The sequence below is a fragment of the Rhodospirillales bacterium genome (assembly GCA_020638175.1).
Classification (GTDB): Bacteria; Pseudomonadota; Alphaproteobacteria; order Micavibrionales; family Micavibrionaceae; genus JACKJA01.
In genome coordinates, this window is the sequence record JACKJA010000002.1 from 271,250 (window position 1) to 288,302 (window position 17,053).

A 17,053-nucleotide genomic window follows, 5' to 3' on the forward strand; every position below is an offset into this window, starting at 1 on the left:
GCTATCAAGAAGCATGATAGACACTGGACCCCTGACATCATCCAAAGCTGAAAAGCTCACTGGCACCGCCCGCATCCCCGGAGACAAATCTATGTCGCACCGGTCTCTTATGCTGGGCGCCTTAGCCAAGGAGGAGACCATCATCCATGGCCTGCTGGAGGGCGAGGACGTCCTCGACACAGCCGCAGCGATGAGAGCCATGGGCGCCCGGATAGAAAACGCGCAAGACGGCACATGGCGCATTCATGGCGTCGGCACTGGGCATCTACAGGAACCGGACAATGTTCTGGATATGGGGAACTCCGGCACCTCGACACGGCTTTTGGCCGGTGTGATTGCCGCCCACCCCATCACAGTAACCATGACCGGCGATGGTTCGTTGCGAAAACGCCCGATGAAACGCGTAAAAACACCGCTGGAAGAAATGGGCGCAAAGTTCCTGACCCGCACGGGCGACCGCCTGCCGCTGACGATACAGGGATCAGACAACCTAAGGCCGATCACCTACCATCTGCCCGTCGCGTCGGCACAGGTTAAATCCGCGATCTTGCTGGCCGGTTTAAATACCAAAGGCAAAACCACGGTCATAGAGGACAAACCTACCCGCGATCATACTGAAAACATGCTCCGCGCTTTTGGCGCAGACGTAACGACAACCCGCGACGACACCGGAGCGTACGTTATCACGATTGACGGACCACAGGAATTATTCGGCTGCACCGTCGATATCCCCGCCGACCCCAGCTCGGCAGCTTTCCCGGCTGTTGCCGCGCTTTTGGTCGATGGATCGGAAATCAAACTGCCGCGGATTGGCATGAATGACAGACGTACGGGGCTGTACGTCACCTTAAAGGAAATGGGCGCTGATATTACTTTTGCCAATGAACGTACCGAAGCCGGGGAACCGGTCGCCGATCTGATTATCCGAGGCACCGGTTCCCTGAAGGGGATAAATGTCCCGGCCGAACGCGTGCCGGCGATGATCGACGAGTTCCCTGTTCTGGCTATGGCCGCCGCCTGTGCTAACGGCACAACCCGCATGACCGGTCTGGCCGAGCTACGCGTCAAGGAAAGCGATCGCCTGCTGTTGGTCGCCGAAGGGCTGAAAGCCTGCGGTGTAAACCTTGAAATGGGCGAAGACTGGCTGACAATTCATGGCACGGGAAAACCGCCGTACGGCGGCGCCACCATCGAAACGGCGCTGGATCACCGGATCGCCATGAGCTTTCTGGTCCTCGGCACGGTTACGGACGAACCCGTCACCATCGACGATGCCCGACCGATCGCCACCAGTTTCCCGAATTTTGTCGATTTAATGAACGATCTCGGCGCGGCCATTGATTCACCGGACAATCCGGTCGCCCTCGCCCTGTAACAAAGGACCGCTGCCATGAAATACCTGATCGTAACCCTGCTGGCCCTGTTTATCGCTCTTCCTGCTCATGCCGCCGATAAAGACAACGCCTATGACCGGGTCATAAAATCCGGCAAGATTCGCTGCGGCTACTATGTCTTTCCCCCGGCCACGCAGGTTGACCCCAACACCGGTGAGCTATCGGGCATGTTCGTTGAAATGTGGGAAATCCTTGGCAAAAACATGAACCTCGATGTTGAATGGACCGAAGAACTCTCCTTCGGCAACATGTATGAAGGACTGATGACCGGCCGCTATGACGCAATCTGCACCCCCGACTGGCCCAACGCCGCCAGCGCCCGTGTGGCTTTGTATACCGTCCCGGTGTTTTTTTCCGGCATCAACGTCTATGTCCGCGGCGATGACACCCGCTTTGACAATGGCTTCATGGCCTTGAATGATGAATCCTACACCGTCTCGGTTCAGGACGGATCCGTCGAAGATCAAATTCGCCAACTGCGCTTTCCAAACGCAAAAACGACCGGTATTTCGCGAGATGCCCCGGCGACCCAGATGGAGCTAAACGTCATGAACAAAAAGGCTGACGCAACCTTTCTGGATCATAATCGGTTCATGCAATTCAACGAGGCCCACCCCGGCGCCCTGAAAAAAATCAACGATGACCCGATCCGCATCTACCCGTTCAAGGTCGCCGTTGCCCGCGGCGAATACGACCTGAAATTCTGGATTGACGAGTCGATTGAAGAACTTATCCACAACGGCGAAATGACCCGTCTGATTGATAAATGGGAACTGTTCCCCGGCTCGTTCCTGCCCGTTGCCAAACCCTACGAGGTCCAAAAATGAAGCCTCTCATTCTGACCCTTTTGATCCTGTTTATTACGCTCCCGGTCCACGCCGCGGATAATGAGTCCGTCTATGACCGTGTCATGAAATCCGGAACGATCCGCTGCGGCTATGCCATGTGGCCAGGTCATTTGAACAAAGACCCGAATACGGGTGAAATGTCCGGCGTTTTTTATGATTACATGGAAACGCTGGCCCGAAACCTGAACCTGAAAATCGAATGGGCCGAAGAAATCGGCTGGGGCGATATGGTTGCAGCCCTGAAATTTAACCGCATTGACGCCTATTGCGTAACGACGGCCTATAATGCCGAACGCGCGCGGGAAGTTGATTTCCTGTCCCCGCTTTTCTACATGCCCAGTGATTTGTTCGTGCAGGCAGACGACACGCGTTTTGATTATCACCCCGAAAAATTGAACGATCCGGCGATCACCATGACAATTGTCGAAGGGGATATTTATAATAAAATCACAGACCGCAATTTCCCGCAGGCACAAACTCTTGATTTGCCACAACTAGCCTCAATGGCAGAGCTTTACATGACGGTAGCCGACGGCAAAGCTGACGCCACCTTATCGGAAGTATCCGGAGCGCTGGAGTTTATGGCTGCCAATCCCGGAAAAATCCGGCGCGTTAAACTCGAAAAACCTTTTCAAGCCATGCCGGTATCAATCCCCGTCAAAGGCGGAGAATATCGCTTCCAACGCATGCTCGACATCGCCACCATTGAAATGCTTAATAATAGCACGTTCGAAGCCATCCTGAAAAAATACGAAAAATACCCGGGCACATTCCTACGCATACAACCCGACTATGAGGTCGCCCAATGAAACAGATAATTCTAGCCATAATCGCCCTGTTGATCGCCTTACCCGCCCAGGCAGCGGAGAAAGAATCCGTCTATGACCGGGTGATGCATACGGGTGTGATGCGTTGCGCCTATATCGTCTATCCCCCGGAAACGATCAAGGATCCAAACACAGGGGCTTTGTCGGGAACGGTTGTCGAAACGATAGAAGCGCTCGGGAAGCAACTAGATCTTAAAATTGAGTGGACCGAGGAAGTGCCCTTTACCCACATGTTCGAAGGGTTATATTCCGGACGGCATGACGCGCTGTGTTCAGGGCTGTTCGAAAACCCGCAACGCGCCAAACGTGCTTTATTCAGTGTGCCGAGCAATTACGGTGTCACGTACGCCTTTGCCCGCAGCGACGATACCCGGTTCGACGATTCCTTGACAGCCGTCAATAGCCCGGACATCACCATCGCCGTTATCGACGGGGAACTGGCGCAGTCAATCGCAGCTGAAATGTTTCCCGATGCTAAAACTTATGCCCTGCCGCAACTAACGGATATTTCGATGGTTTTGGAATCTGTAGCGACAAAAAAAGCGGATGTTGCCTTTTTGCAAAAAGCACCGGGACGCCGTTTTATAGAAGCCAACCCCGGAAAAATAAAAACCATCGGCAAAGAGCCAATTAGGGCTTACCCGGCGCCGCCCTTGGCTTTTCATCCCGATGAAATCAAATTAAAACTCTTGTTTGACGTCGGGATCAGAACGTTGCTGTTAAACGGCACAATCGAAAATATATTACGCAAATACGATCCAGAACTTGATTCCTACCGCCTAATCGCCAAACCGTATGAGGCTGCTGAATAATGACCTCTGGCCTCCCGATCATCGCCATCGACGGCACAGCCGCCAGCGGCAAGGGCACACTGGCCCGCAAATTGGCGCAAGAGCTCGGCTATGCCTGGCTGGATACCGGCAAACTTTATCGCTATGTGGGTTACAGGGTCATTCAGGACGGCAATGACCCGTCCGATGAAACCGCGGCGGTTACCAAAGCACAGCATCTGAGCGAAACATTAAAGCTGGAAGACTTGCAAGACCCGGCCCTGACCTCGGACGAGGCCGGACAAGCCGCCTCCCAAGTCGGATTTTTTCCGGCTGTTCGAGCAGCTCTACTCGCGTTCCAAAAAGACTTTGCCGCACACCCGCCAAAAGGCGCAAAAGGAGCGGTTTTAGACGGCCGCGACATAGGTACGGTGGTATGTCCGGACGCTGATTTGAAGCTCTTTGTCACCGCCGACATCAATATCCGTGCCCAAAGGCGCTTTAAAGAGTTGCAATCCCAAGGAATTTCCGTTACATATGACGCCGTTTTGGCGGATATGCGAACGCGCGACGCGCGGGATGCCGGACGGGCCAGTGCCCCGATGAAACCTGCGGATGACGCAATCCTCTTGGACACCAGCGATATGACTATCGATGATGTTTTAGGAAAAGCCCTGTCTTACGTCCGGGCTTAGAGCACTGATCTTCCGAAACACTACAGGCACATAACACCTGCCCCGCGGGGAGAAAACAGGTCGTGATGATGTCTAGTAAACATATGAAAAGGAACTCTAACCATGGCACATATAGCCGCAAACTTACAAGACCGGGATGACTCTCAGGAATTTGCTACCCTCCTTGATGAATCCTTGCAATCGCAGAAATCTTTTGAAGGTAGCGTCGTCAAAGGGAATGTTATCGCCCTGACTGACGATTTTGCAATTATCGATGTCGGCCTAAAATCAGAAGGCCGCGTTGCCCTCCGGGAATTTTCCCTGCCGGGGCAGACACCGGAAATCAAAGCCGGTGACGTTGTCGAAGTTTTCGTCGAACGGATGGAAGGCCGGGACGGAGAAACCCAGTTGTCGCGCGAAAAAGCACGCCGCGAAGAAGTATGGGTCGAACTGGAAAAATCTTTCGAGAAAGAAGAGCGCGTAACGGGCGTGATTTTTGGCCGGGTCAAAGGCGGTTTCACCGTCGATCTGGGCGGATCTGTTGCCTTCCTGCCGGGCTCTCAGGTCGATATCCGTCCTGTCCGCGACGTCAGCCCGTTGATGGGTACGCCGCAACCGTTCCACATCCTGAAAATGGACCGCAGCCGTGGCAACATCGTTGTCTCGCGCCGGGCTGTTCTGGAAGAATCACGCGCAGAAGCACGCTCCGACCTGATGGACACGCTGAAAGAAGGCCAGGTTCTTCAGGGCGTCGTTAAAAACATCACCGACTACGGTGCGTTCATTGATTTGGGCGGCGTAGATGGTCTGTTGCACGTTACCGACATCTCTTGGAAACGCGTCAACCATCCTTCGGAAGTTTTGACTGTTGGCCAAACAATCGAAGTTCAGATCATTCGTTACAACGAAGAAAACCAACGTATTTCTTTGGGTATGAAACAACTGGAATGCGATCCATGGAGCGGCATCGCCGCCCGTTTCCCGGTTGGCAATGTCATCAAGGGACGCATCAACAACATCACCGATTACGGTGCGTTTGTTGAGCTTGAGCCTGGGATCGAAGGTCTGGTTCACGTTTCTGAAATGTCATGGACCAAGAAAAACGTTCACCCGGGTAAAATCGTTTCCACATCTCAGGAAGTCGAAGTCAAGGTTCTGGATGTTGACGAAGAAAAACGCCGGATCTCTCTGGGCCTGAAACAGTGTCAGGATAACCCGTGGTCCACGTTCGCCAAAGATCACAAAGCCGGAGAAATTCTGGAAGGTGAAGTCCGCAACGTTACCGAGTTTGGCCTGTTTGTTGGCCTGCCGGGTGACATTGACGGTATGGTTCACCTCTCCGACATTTCCTGGGAAGAGTCTGGCGACGAAGCCCTGAAAGCCTACAACAAAGGCGACATGGTCAAAGTGAAGATCCTTGAAGTAGACGCTGACAAAGAGCGTGTGGCTCTGGGGATCAAACAACTGGGCAGCGATCCGTTTGAAGGCGCCACAGATGGCGTCAAGAAAGGCGATATCGTGACCGGGATCGTCACCGAAGTGAACGCTGGCGGCGTCGAAGTCAAAGTCGGCGATGTCCTGATCGGCTTCATCAAGAAAGCAGACCTGTCTCGTGAGCGTTCCGAGCAACGCCCTGACCGCTTTGCTGTCGGTGAGAAAGTCGATGCCAAAGTCACGGCTGTTGACAAGAAATCTCACAAATTGAGCCTGTCCATCAAGGCCCGTGAAATTGACGAAGACAAAGCCGCCCTGGAAGAGTTTGGCTCGACCGAAAGCGGTGCGTCTTTGGGTGATATTCTGGGTGCCGCCCTGCAAGAAAAAGGAAGCACCAAAGAAGACGCCTCTGAAGAAAAGCCTAAGAAAAAAGCAGCACCTAAGAAAAAAGCAGCTGCGAAAGATGACGAGGCTGAATCAAAAGAATAACCCGGACAATCCATCTCCTTCGTTTGGATAACAAGGGTTTAAACAAAACCGGGCGGCCCCAAACCGCCCGGTTTCTTTTTGGGCATATATATATAAATTTTCCTTTTCCATCAAAGACTTTTCCTTGACGAATGAATTTCGAATAGGGCATTGTGGGCTTGTTAGGGACATTATTGGTTACATATTATTCGTAGCAGCGGTCGTTTTTTAATGGACAAAAGACCGTCGAACTTAAGGGAGCACAGGTCCATGACCAAATCTGAATTAATCCAGCGGTTGGCAGAACTAAACCCGCATTTGTATTTGCGCGACATTGAAAAAATCGTCGACACTGTTTTTGAAGAAATAACGGTTGCCCTTGTCCGTGGCGACCGTGTTGAATTGCGCGGGTTCGGCGCTTTTTCCGTCAAGGAACGTGATGCCCGCACAGGCCGCAATCCGCGGACCGGGGAAAGCGTGCAGGTCGAAGCCAAACGCCTGCCGTTCTTCAAGACCGGAAAAGGATTGCGCGAACGATTGAATGACGAGGACGGCGACATTTAATCCGCCGCCGGTTCTCTTTAAAACCAACAAGACCGGAAAGGATCAATGGTGGGATTTCTCCGCTGGCTTGTATCTGTTTTTATGGCCGCTATTATCATCGTGTTTGCCTTGGTCAACCGTACCCCGGTTGCGGTGACATGGAGTCCTGTTCACGGCCCCGTTGATCTTCCTTTGTTTTTGCCCGTGGTCGGCGGCCTGTTCGTGGGCTTCCTGTTCGGCGGCCTGATTGTCTGGTTTAACGGGGCAGCCACCCGCCGGGACCGCCGCAAACAGCGTAAAACAATCGAACGGCTTGAAAATGAACTAACGCGCCTGCAAGGAACCCCCGCCCCGTCATCCAGCGCCTTGCTGGCCGATCAATCCGCACAGGATTATGACTGAACACAAGTAAGGATCCAACCATGACCGCCCAGCCCGCCATTTTTTGCGCCATCGACACCCCCGATCTGGACCGGGCCAAAGCATTGACCGCCGCCATGCAAAAAGCCGGATGCGGCCTGAAGCTGGGACTCGAATTTTTCAATGCGCAAGGTCCGCAGGGCATCGCCGAAATCCGGCAGGCTTATGAAGAACTGCCGCTGTTTCTGGACCTGAAATTCCATGACATTCCCAACACCGTGGCCGGGGCCGTCCGCGCCGTAACGCACTTATCACCCGCCTATATCAACGTTCACGCTGCCGGCGGAGAGGACATGATGAAGGCCGCCCTCGACGCGGCAAACGAAACGGCGGATAAAATCGGGGTGCCCGCTCCCAAGGTTCTGGCCGTGACCATTTTAACATCACTGGACGAAACCGCCCTGCGGCAGGTTGGCTATGCCGACAGCCCGGAAGCGCAAGTAGTTAAAATGGCGCGTCTGACCCAGAAATCCGGACTGGCGGGTATTGTCTGCTCGGCAAAGGAAATCGAACCCGTTCGCGCCGCTTGCGGCCCTGACTTCACACTAATGGTTCCCGGCATCCGCCCGGCAGGAGCAGCCATCGGCGACCAAAAACGGGTCATGACCCCGGAAGCCGCTTTAAAAGCAGGTGCCACACACCTCGTCATTGGCCGCCCGATCACCGGAGCAGACGACCCGGAAACGGCGGCAAAGGAAATACTGCAAACTCTCTCGTGACCTGAATAGACAGAAAGCATCCGCACATGCCCCATATCACACCAACTCTGGGTATCCGCGAAACCGGCGCCATGATCCGAACCTTTACCAAGGAAAATATGGGGTATTTCTGGCTTTATCTAAGACCGCTTCTCCCCTGGATTATCGGGTTACATGCTCTGGATGTTCTCGGAAATATCATGATTCCCCAAATGAGAGGGAATTTCATTTTCGGCAGTGTCATAGCCGCCTATTTCTATACCTGCTTTATGATTACATGGCACCGCGTGGTCCTGTTCGGCCCGGAACGCACCGACCCGGTCAATCCTTTCAAACCGGAGAAATCAGATCTGGCCTTTTTGGGCATGGGAATTGGCGTTTTCCTAGGACTTCTAGTGATTGGTGCATTATCAAGCGTACTTTTCTTTCTTGGCGCGCCGGGCATAATCATGTTCGTCGCCATCATTATTTTCCTGTTCTACGCCTTCATCAAAGTCTGTTTTTACTTCCCGGCCAAAGCCGTCCGCAGCCATTTGTCATTGAGGCAATCATACAAGGCAACCAACGGGTACATCTGGAAAATCATGTCCGCCCCGTTTTTTGCCTCATGGCGTATTATCCTGGCTTCGATCCTCTATGGCGGCATCACAGGCGGCATTGTCGGGGCTTTAACCGTTGCCGGTGTCTCCCCCGCAATGATCGGGATCATCAATTTCATCGTAAGCCTGCCGATGCTGGTTTACCTGCAACCTGTATCTTACGCGCTGGGCGTGGGCGTATTGTCCAATTACTACCAGCACGCCATGCAGAACAAAACTTTTTAGAAAGCCGCCCGGACCATGGTTTCCATTAAAATATGCGGCATCAAAGATAACAAAACGCTGAGCGCCGCCGTGAAAAACGGGGCCCGCTTTGTCGGATTCGTCTTTTACCCGCCGTCGCCACGCGCCGTAGACCCGGCTCTGGCCGCCATGCTCATTCGGGAACTGCCCACCGGCGTAGAAGCCGTAGGCCTGTTTGTAAACCCCACCGATCAAGAACTGGAACGAGCAGCCGCAACGGGGATCACAATGATCCAGCTCCACGGGAATGAGAGCCAAAACAGGGTCAAAGACGTGCAAAAAAGGTTCAATCTGCCCGTTATAAAAGCACTCCGCCTTGCCGATGCATCCGACTTGATACAGGCCAGCGACTTTGAAGGCATCGCCGACTGGCTGTTATTCGATACAAAAATCAGCGGACAGGAAGGCGGCACTGGCCAGACCTTCGATTGGACGATTTTAAAAGACTACCGCTCTAAAACCCCATGGATGCTGGCAGGCGGCCTCAATGCCCGGAACGTAAACGAAGCACTGACCGTTTTATCCCCGGATGCCGTTGACGTCTCCAGCGGCGTTGAAACCACCCCCGGTCAAAAAGACGCCGGGCAAATCAAAGAATTTATAGACGCAGTGCATAAGACCCGCTAATAATCCGTCTATTATGACGAGCGAGAAAAAAATAGAGACAGCCCCGAACTCTTACAAAACCGGGCCGGATGAAAATGGCCATTTCGGCATTTACGGCGGCCGTTACGTCGCCGAAACGCTGATGCCGTTGATCTTGTCGGTTGAAGAGGCCTGGCACGATGCCAAGGACGATCCGCATTTCTGGAGTGAATTCTTCAGCTACGCCCGTGATTATATCGGACGGCCCAGCCCGCTTTACTTTGCCGAAAAAACCACCGGCCATCTGGGCGGCGCCAAAGTCTATTTCAAACGGGATGAACTCAATCACACCGGCGCCCATAAAATTAACAACTGCCTGGGCCAGATTTTGCTGGCTAAACGCATGGGAAAAAAGCGGATTATTGCCGAAACCGGCGCGGGTCAGCATGGCGTCGCCACCGCCACTGTTTGCGCCCTGTTCGATATGCCCTGCACGGTTTTCATGGGCGCCACCGATGTGGAACGGCAAAAACCCAACGTCTTTCGTATGAAGCTTCTAGGCGCCGAAGTCGTGCCCGTCACATCGGGCGCGTCAACGCTGAAAGATGCTATGAACGAAGCCTTGCGTCACTGGGTCGCCCACGTCGATGACACGTTCTACATCATCGGAACGGCAGCCGGACCACACCCTTATCCGGCCATGGTCCGCGATTTCCAAAGCGTCATCGGTAATGAAACCCGCGAGCAGATCGTTGAGCGCGAAGGACGCCTGCCTGATACGCTGGTGGCCTGCATCGGCGGCGGATCAAACGCGATTGGCCTGTTTCACCCGTTCCTTGACGACCCGGATGTCCGCATGATCGGCGTCGAGGCTGGCGGTTACGGCATTGACACAGGCGCCCACGCCGCCTCTCTGACCGGTGGAAAACCAGGCGTTCTACACGGCAACCGAACATATTTACTACAGGACGAAGATGGGCAAATCACCGAAGCGCACTCGATCTCTGCGGGGCTGGACTACCCCGGCATCGGGCCGGAACATAGCTGGCTGCACGATCAGGGCCGCGTCGATTACGTATCTGTCACTGACGATGAAGCATTGGAAGCCTTTCAGCGCCTCTCCAAGCTCGAAGGCATCATCCCGGCACTTGAACCGTCCCACGCCTTTGCTCATGTCTTGAAAATCGCCCCGAACCTGCCCAAAGATCACATCATCGTCATGAACCTCTGTGGCCGCGGCGATAAAGATATTTTCACTGTTGCTGATCGTCTGGGGGTGACCCTGTGAACCGCATAGAGAAAAAATTTGCCGCGCTGAAATCGCAAAAACGGACCGGGTTGGTTACCTTCATCACGGCGGGCGATCCCGACAAAAACACATCGCAAGAGATCCTGAATCGCCTCCCCGAATCCGGTGCAGACTTCATCGAACTCGGTATGCCGTTCTCCGATCCGATGGCCGATGGGCCGGCCATTCAAATGGCCTCAAATCGCGCCCTGAAAAACGGCGCCTGTATGAAACAAACGCTGGAGATGGTCCGCGCATTCCGGGATCAAGACACAGAAACCCCCGTCATTTTGATGGGCTATTTTAACCCGATTTATATATACGGTACGGACCGTTTTATCTCTGATTGTAAAGAATCCAAGGTCGACGGCCTGATTGTTGTCGATCTGCCTCCGGAAGAAGATTCCGAGCTGAACGCAGCGGCCCGAAATGTCGACATAGCCATTATCCGGCTCGTCACACCGACCACCACACCGGAGCGGCTTGAGACGATTCTGGAGGGCGCCAGCGGCTTCCTCTACTACGTTTCGATCACCGGCGTTACCGGAACGGCCTCCGCCGATACGGATCAGGTTGCAGGTCACATAGAAGATATACGGAAAATGACAGATTTACCCATCGCCATCGGCTTTGGCATCAAAACACCGGACGATGCCGCGCAAATGAGCCGGATCGGTGATGCGGTCGTTGTCGGGTCATCTATCGTCTCCACGATAGCGCAAATACAGAGCGGTGAAAAAGCGGTTCAGGATGTCGACCGGCAAGTCAAAACGCTGGCCGCCGCCCTTTAGAGCGTTCCCCTTGACATACGCCCCTTAAATGCGAGATAAATCACCCTTCTCATTAACAACGGTAAAACAGAGATCATGAACTGGCTGACTAACTTTATCCGCCCGAAAATCCGCTCTATCGTCGAACAGCAAAAAGACGTCCCGGAAAACCTGTGGAGCAAATGTCCGTCTTGTGAAGGCATGCTGTTTCACCGTGACCTGCTGGAAAACATCAATGTTTGCTACCATTGCGGCCATCACATGCGAATCTCTGTCGCAGAGCGTCTAACGCTTTTGTTTGACGAAGGCCGCTATAAATCGGTGCCCGTACCGAAAGTCCCGCACGATCCGCTGAAATTCAAAGACCGGAAAAAATATGCCGACCGCCTGAAGGAAGCCCGCGCCAAAACCGGGCGGGACGACGCCATCATCGTTGCCAAAGGCACGATAGGCGGCGCACCGACCGTTATTGCCGCTTTTGATTTCGCCTTTATGGGCGGGTCCATGGGAACAGCCGTCGGTGAGGGACTCGTCACCGCCGCCCAGGAAGCCATCAAAGACGGCGCAGCCCTGATCGCCATTCCGGCCTCCGGCGGTGCCCGCATGCAAGAAGGCGCTTTGTCCCTGATGCAAATGCCACGCAGTATCGTCGCCGTAGAAATGGTCAAGGACGCCGGGCTGCCTTATATCGTTATTCTGACCGACCCTACCACCGGCGGAGTTAGCGCGTCCTTTGCCATGGTCGGCGATATCCACATTGCCGAACCGGGCTGTATGATCGGCTTTGCCGGAAAACGCGTTATCCAGGAAACCATCCGCGAAGAACTACCGGAAGACTTCCAAACGGCGGAATACTGCATGGAACACGGCATGGTTGACATGGTCGTACCGCGGAAAGATCTGCATGAAACGCTGGGGCGCATTTTAGGGCTGCTGTTCAACACATCTAATGGCGACAGCGCCCGTAAACCGGGCCGCGGCGGAAAAGAAAACCCGGCCGCAAAAGGCAAAAACGGTAAAGAAAACGGCAAAAAGCCGGCTGCACCCCGCGCGGCAAAAAACAATGTCGTACCCTTAAAGGCACAGATTAAGAAAACTGTGCCCGCCAAACAGCCGGCAAATGTGCCGGCACCGGCGGTTAAAAAAATCGCCGAAGAATAAACCATGTATGCGGCTGATGCGCTTCACCCGAATTCAGACCTGCAAAAAAAGCTAAACGCTATCTATCGCCTGCGGAGCAACGTCGTTGCCAAGGTCGATTTATCGATTCGCATTCCCTACATGGCCCTGCTGGAAAAACTGGGCAATCCGCATATAAATCTGCCGCCTGTCATCCATGTGGCCGGAACCAACGGCAAAGGGTCAACCATTGCCACATTGCGCGCCTGTCTGGAAACCCAAGGCTATAAAGTTCACGTCTATACCTCGCCGCATCTGGTGCGCTTTAACGAACGAATCATCCTCGCCGGAAAAGAAATATCCGATGGCGCTATGGAAGCCCTGTTGGACGAAGTCATGGAAAAAAACGATGACGCACCGCTGACTTTCTTTGAAATAACAACCGCTCTGGCCCTGACAGCCTTCGCCCGCAGCCCGGCTGATATCCTGTTACTGGAAGTCGGCATGGGCGGGCGACTGGACTGCACCAATGTCATCGACAAACCGCTGGCGACGATTATCACCCGCATATCCCGCGATCATACCGAATTTCTGGGTGACACCCTGACAGATATTGCCCTGGAAAAAGCCGGGATCATGAAACCGGACGTGCCATGCATCATCGGGCCACAGGATAGCCCGGATGTCATGAACGCTCTCGAAAATCATGCAAAAACAGTTCCCTGCCCCCTGATACGCTCCGGATCGGAATGGCGGTGCACACAGGATCATGATGCAAAAACGGGTCTTATACGGTTCTCATTTGGAACAAAAGAGCTGATATTGCCCCAACCATGCCTCATCGGCCCTCACCAGTTCGACAATACCGGCATGGCGTTAGCTTGCCTGCACAGCATCGCGGACCTCCCGGTTTCGGATGAAGCATTAAAACAGGCCATGACCCGAATCTGTTGGCCCGGTCGTCTGCAACAAATAATGGACGCCCCCATACCTGACCTGCCGGACGGCTGGGAGCTATGGCTGGACGGAGGACATAATGACAGTGCCGGACAAATTCTCGGCCATCAGGCCCGGATATGGCAACAGCAAGACAATAAAAAGCTTCACATCATTATGGGCATGATGAAAAATAAAGACCCGGAGGCCTTTGTAACCCCGATTCTTCCCTATGCCGCCAGCATCACCTGCATCCCGATCAACGGCGAACCCGCCGGCAGCTCTCCGGAAGATTTAAAGAAAAGAATAGAAAAATCAGCCCCCTGTCCGGTACAAACCGCCGGGTCCCTAAATGAAGCATTATCATTACGGACAAAATATACTACACTGCCGGAGGATAATTCAGCGGGCCGCGTCCTTGTTACAGGCTCGTTATATCTGGTGGGGAGCCTTCTGAATGACCTTTACCATCGCGCTGGTGGATGATGACCGCAATATTCTAACCTCCGTGACAATGGCGCTGGAGGCCGAAGGGTTTACGGTGCACAGCTATAAAGACGGCGAAGAGGGCTATCATGGCATCGCTGGCAATCCGCCCGATCTGGCCGTTCTGGACATCAAAATGCCCCGCATGACCGGGCTTGAGCTTCTGGAGAAACTACGGCAGGATTCAGCGCTTCCGATTATTCTTCTGACATCAAAAGACGACGAAACAGATGAATTATCGGGTCTGGAACGCGGCGCCGATGATTATATAACAAAGCCGTTCTCACAAGCCCTCCTGATCGCACGAATCAAGGCGCTCTTACGCCGGACAGAAAGCGAACAGCCCGCCGGACGGAATATCGTTTGCGGGCCACTCACCCTTGACGACAACCGTCATGAATGCCACTGGAACGGGCAGTTACTAAACCTGACCGTCACAGAATATCTGTTAATCAAAACACTGGCGGAACGACCCGGACACGTTAAAAGCCGCGACCAGTTGATCGACAGCGCCTACGGTGAGAATATCTACATAGACGACCGCACGATCGACTCACACGTAAAACGCCTGCGCAAGAAATTCCGGGATATCGACCCGGCCTTTAACCAGATTGAGACCGTTTATGGCATCGGATACAAATACAAACAAACCGCATAAAAAGATAAAAGACCGGAAATTCGGCGGCCTGACGGCGCGTATTCTGGCCGTTAATTTAATCGTGCCCGTCATTTTTGTAATCGCCCTGCTTTATCTGGATGATTATCACAAGGATCTGATCCAAACCGAGCAGACCGCAACCGAGCAACAAGCCGCCTTGATTGCCACTGCCCTATCCCTCAGCAACACCGAGGTTGAAACATTACTGGACCGCTTTTCCAGACAAACAAACAGTCATCTACAACTCTACAACACTCAGGGGAAACTCATAGCCGAGGCCAACGCCCTGCCGGGGCCTTCCGATAAAAACACCGCCGTTTTAAAAACAACCGTGCGCCTCGACAACAACAAACGCGGCATAGAAACGGTTCACATGACCCGCGACAGTGGTTCAATTGACACAAAAATGAACCTGATTCGCTTTCGGGTAATGGCCTTTTTCTACAGCGTTCTCAGCCTGACAATCCTGCTTTCGGTCTATCTCGCGTGGATCATCGCCAACCCGCTTCAAAGACTGGCCCGCGCTTCGGAACGTATCCGCCGGGGAGGCGACCGGGAAACCGTCATCCCCGACCTCAGCCGGCGCGGGGATGAAATCGGCGCCCTGTCCGTCGCCTTGCGCGACATGACGCAAGCCTTGTGGGACCGCATGGACTCAATCGAACGTTTTGCCGCCGACGTCGCCCATGAGCTAAAAAACCCGCTCACCAGCCTGCACAGCGCCGTAGAAACGCTGGGTAAGGTCAAAACCGAAAATGACCGGCAGCGGTTAACAGATATAATTCACCACGACGTCCGGCGCCTCGACCGCCTGATTACCGATATATCGGAGGCCTCACGGCTTGATTCCGCCTTAAGCCGCGAAGAAATGGGCATCGTTGACATCAGCGCCCTACTCGAAACACTCATCAGGCCTTACCAAACAGATAATCATCACAAAATCCTCTTCCCTGCCCCTGAGACGGGAACATATGAAGTCCGCGGGAATGAGGGCCGGCTGGCGCAGATATTCGACAACCTGATTGGCAACGCCTTGTCTTTCTCCCCGCCCGATGGCACCGTCACGATAAATCTGGCCGCCGATAAACAGCAAATCACCATCACGGTCAGTGACGAAGGATCGGGCATCCCCGAAAATAAAAAAGAAGAGATTTTTGAACGCTTTTATACGGAACGGCCCGGCCATGAAGAATATGGCCGCCATTCCGGACTCGGCTTGTCGATCGCCCGGCAAATCGTCACCGCCCATAAAGGGGAAATTCAGGCCGATAATATCCGGAACGCGGCGGAACAAATAACCGGCGCCCGCTTCACCGTTAAACTGAACAAAGCATAAAGATGGCAGCGATCAATAAAAACCTGTTGTTTGTTACCGGCCTGTCAGGAGCCGGGATGTCCAGTACACTCAAACATCTGGAAGATCTGGGATGGGATGTCTTTGATAATTTCCCGCTCAGTCTGGCCCATGCGCTGGTCGATGATCCGGACTATAAAGATCAACCCGTCGCCATCGGTCTGGACACCCGCAGCCGCGGCTTCGACCCGGCGGCTATTCTTGACTTTGTTAAAACACACAAGGCCCGCCTGCTGTTTTTGACCGCCGATGAAAATATACTGCAAAAACGGTTCACAGAAACACGACGGCGGCATCCGCTGGCCAAAGACCGCCCGGTCAGTGCCGGGATCAAAAAGGAGCAAACCCTGCTTCATGACCTGAAAATAGCGACGGATATGGTTATCGACACCTCGTTGTTATCAATTCACGATTTGCGCCATACGCTGGAAGCGCAGTTTGGTGAAAACCATACCGCCAAACTGGCCGTTACATTGATGAGCTTCGGGTTTCGCTATGGCCTGCCCCGCGAAGCCGACATTGTGATGGACGTCCGCTTTTTGAAAAACCCCCACTGGAACGAACAGCTCAAACCCAAGACCGGCCGGGACAAAGCCGTCGCGGCCCACATCGAACAGGATGAAAGCTGCGCGCCGTTTCTGGAACATTTTAAACAGCTGGTTGGCCCGCTTCTCCCCCGCTACAGTCATGAAGGCAAAAGCTACCTGACCATTGCCCTTGGCTGCACCGGCGGTAAACACCGCTCCGTCTATGTTGTGGAACAACTAAAGCCCTGGCTGGAAAACCAGGGCTTGCCCGTCTATCTCACGCACCGGGATATAGAACGTTAGCGTTGTGGCGGCTTTGGAGTCTCAGGCTTCTTAATAACCTCGGGACGCCCGATACTCGGATTGGTCGTTGATGCGCAAAAAGCACCGCACACTGTCGATAAATCAATTT

The 17,053-nt window shown here is 53.7% G+C and carries 18 protein-coding genes; all 18 read left to right on the top strand.

Going from position 1 to position 17,053, the window contains the following annotated elements:
• Nucleotides 1–13 precede the first annotated feature (13 nt).
• The 18 genes from aroA to rapZ all read left to right on the top strand — a co-directional run bounded on the left by aroA (nucleotide 14) and on the right by rapZ (nucleotide 16,944).
• Entirely contained in the window at nucleotides 14–1,375 is a 1,362-nt protein-coding gene (gene aroA / locus H6868_01330; GenBank protein ID MCB9987956.1) for a 3-phosphoshikimate 1-carboxyvinyltransferase, read from the top strand.
• Nucleotides 1,376–1,390: 15 nt separating this feature from the next.
• Entirely contained in the window at nucleotides 1,391–2,221 is an 831-nt protein-coding gene (locus H6868_01335; GenBank protein ID MCB9987957.1) for an amino acid ABC transporter substrate-binding protein, read from the top strand.
• Nucleotides 2,218–3,051, top strand: a complete 834-nt coding sequence (locus H6868_01340) for an ABC transporter substrate-binding protein (GenBank protein MCB9987958.1) — start codon at nucleotides 2,218–2,220, stop codon at nucleotides 3,049–3,051. Before H6868_01335 ends, H6868_01340 begins: the two co-directional genes overlap by 4 nt.
• Nucleotides 3,048–3,881 (top strand): transporter substrate-binding domain-containing protein, encoded by an 834-nt coding sequence (locus tag H6868_01345; GenBank protein ID MCB9987959.1) that lies wholly within the window; start codon nucleotides 3,048–3,050, stop codon nucleotides 3,879–3,881. The genes H6868_01340 and H6868_01345 overlap by 4 nt, the downstream gene beginning before the upstream one ends.
• Nucleotides 3,881–4,534: a (d)CMP kinase gene (locus H6868_01350; GenBank protein ID MCB9987960.1), complete on the top strand. Its 654-nt coding sequence runs from the start codon at nucleotides 3,881–3,883 to the stop codon at nucleotides 4,532–4,534. Before H6868_01345 ends, H6868_01350 begins: the two co-directional genes overlap by 1 nt.
• Nucleotides 4,535–4,636: 102 nt before the next feature.
• Nucleotides 4,637–6,436 carry a 30S ribosomal protein S1 gene (gene rpsA / locus H6868_01355; protein ID MCB9987961.1) on the top strand — a complete coding sequence of 600 codons (1,800 nt, stop codon included), beginning with the start codon at nucleotides 4,637–4,639 and terminating at the stop codon, nucleotides 6,434–6,436.
• A 249-nt stretch (nucleotides 6,437–6,685) separates the two neighbouring features.
• Entirely contained in the window at nucleotides 6,686–6,979 is a 294-nt protein-coding gene (gene ihfB, locus H6868_01360; protein MCB9987962.1) for an integration host factor subunit beta, read from the top strand.
• 45 nt (nucleotides 6,980–7,024) lie between these two features.
• The gene (locus H6868_01365; GenBank protein ID MCB9987963.1) at nucleotides 7,025–7,360 is read left to right on the top strand and encodes a LapA family protein; all 336 of its coding nucleotides are present in this window, start codon (nucleotides 7,025–7,027) and stop codon (nucleotides 7,358–7,360) included.
• Nucleotides 7,361–7,380: 20 nt separating this feature from the next.
• Complete coding sequence (pyrF, locus tag H6868_01370; GenBank protein ID MCB9987964.1) at nucleotides 7,381–8,097, top strand: orotidine-5'-phosphate decarboxylase; 717 nt, start codon at nucleotides 7,381–7,383, stop codon at nucleotides 8,095–8,097.
• Between the two features lie 26 nt (nucleotides 8,098–8,123).
• The gene (locus H6868_01375; GenBank protein MCB9987965.1) at nucleotides 8,124–8,900 is read left to right on the top strand and encodes a hypothetical protein; all 777 of its coding nucleotides are present in this window, start codon (nucleotides 8,124–8,126) and stop codon (nucleotides 8,898–8,900) included.
• 15 nt (nucleotides 8,901–8,915) lie between these two features.
• On the top strand, nucleotides 8,916–9,545 hold the full coding sequence (locus H6868_01380; GenBank protein MCB9987966.1) for a phosphoribosylanthranilate isomerase: 630 nt from the start codon (nucleotides 8,916–8,918) through the stop codon (nucleotides 9,543–9,545).
• Nucleotides 9,546–9,558: 13 nt separating this feature from the next.
• Entirely contained in the window at nucleotides 9,559–10,791 is a 1,233-nt protein-coding gene (gene trpB, locus H6868_01385; protein MCB9987967.1) for a tryptophan synthase subunit beta, read from the top strand.
• Nucleotides 10,788–11,582, top strand: coding sequence for a tryptophan synthase subunit alpha (locus H6868_01390; GenBank protein MCB9987968.1), 795 nt, complete (start codon nucleotides 10,788–10,790; stop codon nucleotides 11,580–11,582). Before trpB ends, H6868_01390 begins: the two co-directional genes overlap by 4 nt.
• Nucleotides 11,583–11,657: 75 nt before the next feature.
• Entirely contained in the window at nucleotides 11,658–12,722 is a 1,065-nt protein-coding gene (locus H6868_01395) for an acetyl-CoA carboxylase carboxyltransferase subunit beta (GenBank protein ID MCB9987969.1), read from the top strand.
• Nucleotides 12,723–12,725: 3 nt separating this feature from the next.
• Complete coding sequence (locus H6868_01400) at nucleotides 12,726–14,102, top strand: bifunctional folylpolyglutamate synthase/dihydrofolate synthase (protein MCB9987970.1); 1,377 nt, start codon at nucleotides 12,726–12,728, stop codon at nucleotides 14,100–14,102.
• The gene (locus tag H6868_01405) at nucleotides 14,074–14,760 is read left to right on the top strand and encodes a response regulator transcription factor (protein MCB9987971.1); all 687 of its coding nucleotides are present in this window, start codon (nucleotides 14,074–14,076) and stop codon (nucleotides 14,758–14,760) included. The genes H6868_01400 and H6868_01405 overlap by 29 nt, the downstream gene beginning before the upstream one ends.
• Nucleotides 14,726–16,096: a sensor N-terminal transmembrane domain-containing protein gene (locus tag H6868_01410; protein ID MCB9987972.1), complete on the top strand. Its 1,371-nt coding sequence runs from the start codon at nucleotides 14,726–14,728 to the stop codon at nucleotides 16,094–16,096. The genes H6868_01405 and H6868_01410 overlap by 35 nt, the downstream gene beginning before the upstream one ends.
• A 2-nt stretch (nucleotides 16,097–16,098) precedes the next feature.
• Nucleotides 16,099–16,944 carry an RNase adapter RapZ gene (rapZ, locus tag H6868_01415; GenBank protein ID MCB9987973.1) on the top strand — a complete coding sequence of 282 codons (846 nt, stop codon included), beginning with the start codon at nucleotides 16,099–16,101 and terminating at the stop codon, nucleotides 16,942–16,944.
• Nucleotides 16,945–17,053 lie beyond the last annotated feature (109 nt).

What these genes read in the sequence shown, in the direction of transcription:
- aroA (MCB9987956.1), top strand. Translation starts at nt 14, where the DNA reads ATGATAGACACTGGACCCCTGACATCATCCAAAGCTGAAAAGCTCACT.
- H6868_01335 (MCB9987957.1), top strand. Translation starts at nt 1,391, where the DNA reads ATGAAATACCTGATCGTAACCCTGCTGGCCCTGTTTATCGCTCTTCCT.
- H6868_01340 (MCB9987958.1), top strand. Translation starts at nt 2,218, where the DNA reads ATGAAGCCTCTCATTCTGACCCTTTTGATCCTGTTTATTACGCTCCCG.
- H6868_01345 (MCB9987959.1), top strand. Translation starts at nt 3,048, where the DNA reads ATGAAACAGATAATTCTAGCCATAATCGCCCTGTTGATCGCCTTACCC.
- H6868_01350 (MCB9987960.1), top strand. Translation starts at nt 3,881, where the DNA reads ATGACCTCTGGCCTCCCGATCATCGCCATCGACGGCACAGCCGCCAGC.
- rpsA (MCB9987961.1), top strand. Translation starts at nt 4,637, where the DNA reads ATGGCACATATAGCCGCAAACTTACAAGACCGGGATGACTCTCAGGAA.
- ihfB (MCB9987962.1), top strand. Translation starts at nt 6,686, where the DNA reads ATGACCAAATCTGAATTAATCCAGCGGTTGGCAGAACTAAACCCGCAT.
- H6868_01365 (MCB9987963.1), top strand. Translation starts at nt 7,025, where the DNA reads ATGGTGGGATTTCTCCGCTGGCTTGTATCTGTTTTTATGGCCGCTATT.
- pyrF (MCB9987964.1), top strand. Translation starts at nt 7,381, where the DNA reads ATGACCGCCCAGCCCGCCATTTTTTGCGCCATCGACACCCCCGATCTG.
- H6868_01375 (MCB9987965.1), top strand. Translation starts at nt 8,124, where the DNA reads ATGCCCCATATCACACCAACTCTGGGTATCCGCGAAACCGGCGCCATG.
- H6868_01380 (MCB9987966.1), top strand. Translation starts at nt 8,916, where the DNA reads ATGGTTTCCATTAAAATATGCGGCATCAAAGATAACAAAACGCTGAGC.
- trpB (MCB9987967.1), top strand. Translation starts at nt 9,559, where the DNA reads ATGACGAGCGAGAAAAAAATAGAGACAGCCCCGAACTCTTACAAAACC.
- H6868_01395 (MCB9987969.1), top strand. Translation starts at nt 11,658, where the DNA reads ATGAACTGGCTGACTAACTTTATCCGCCCGAAAATCCGCTCTATCGTC.
- H6868_01400 (MCB9987970.1), top strand. Translation starts at nt 12,726, where the DNA reads ATGTATGCGGCTGATGCGCTTCACCCGAATTCAGACCTGCAAAAAAAG.
- H6868_01405 (MCB9987971.1), top strand. Translation starts at nt 14,074, where the DNA reads ATGACCTTTACCATCGCGCTGGTGGATGATGACCGCAATATTCTAACC.
- H6868_01410 (MCB9987972.1), top strand. Translation starts at nt 14,726, where the DNA reads ATGGCATCGGATACAAATACAAACAAACCGCATAAAAAGATAAAAGAC.
- rapZ (MCB9987973.1), top strand. Translation starts at nt 16,099, where the DNA reads ATGGCAGCGATCAATAAAAACCTGTTGTTTGTTACCGGCCTGTCAGGA.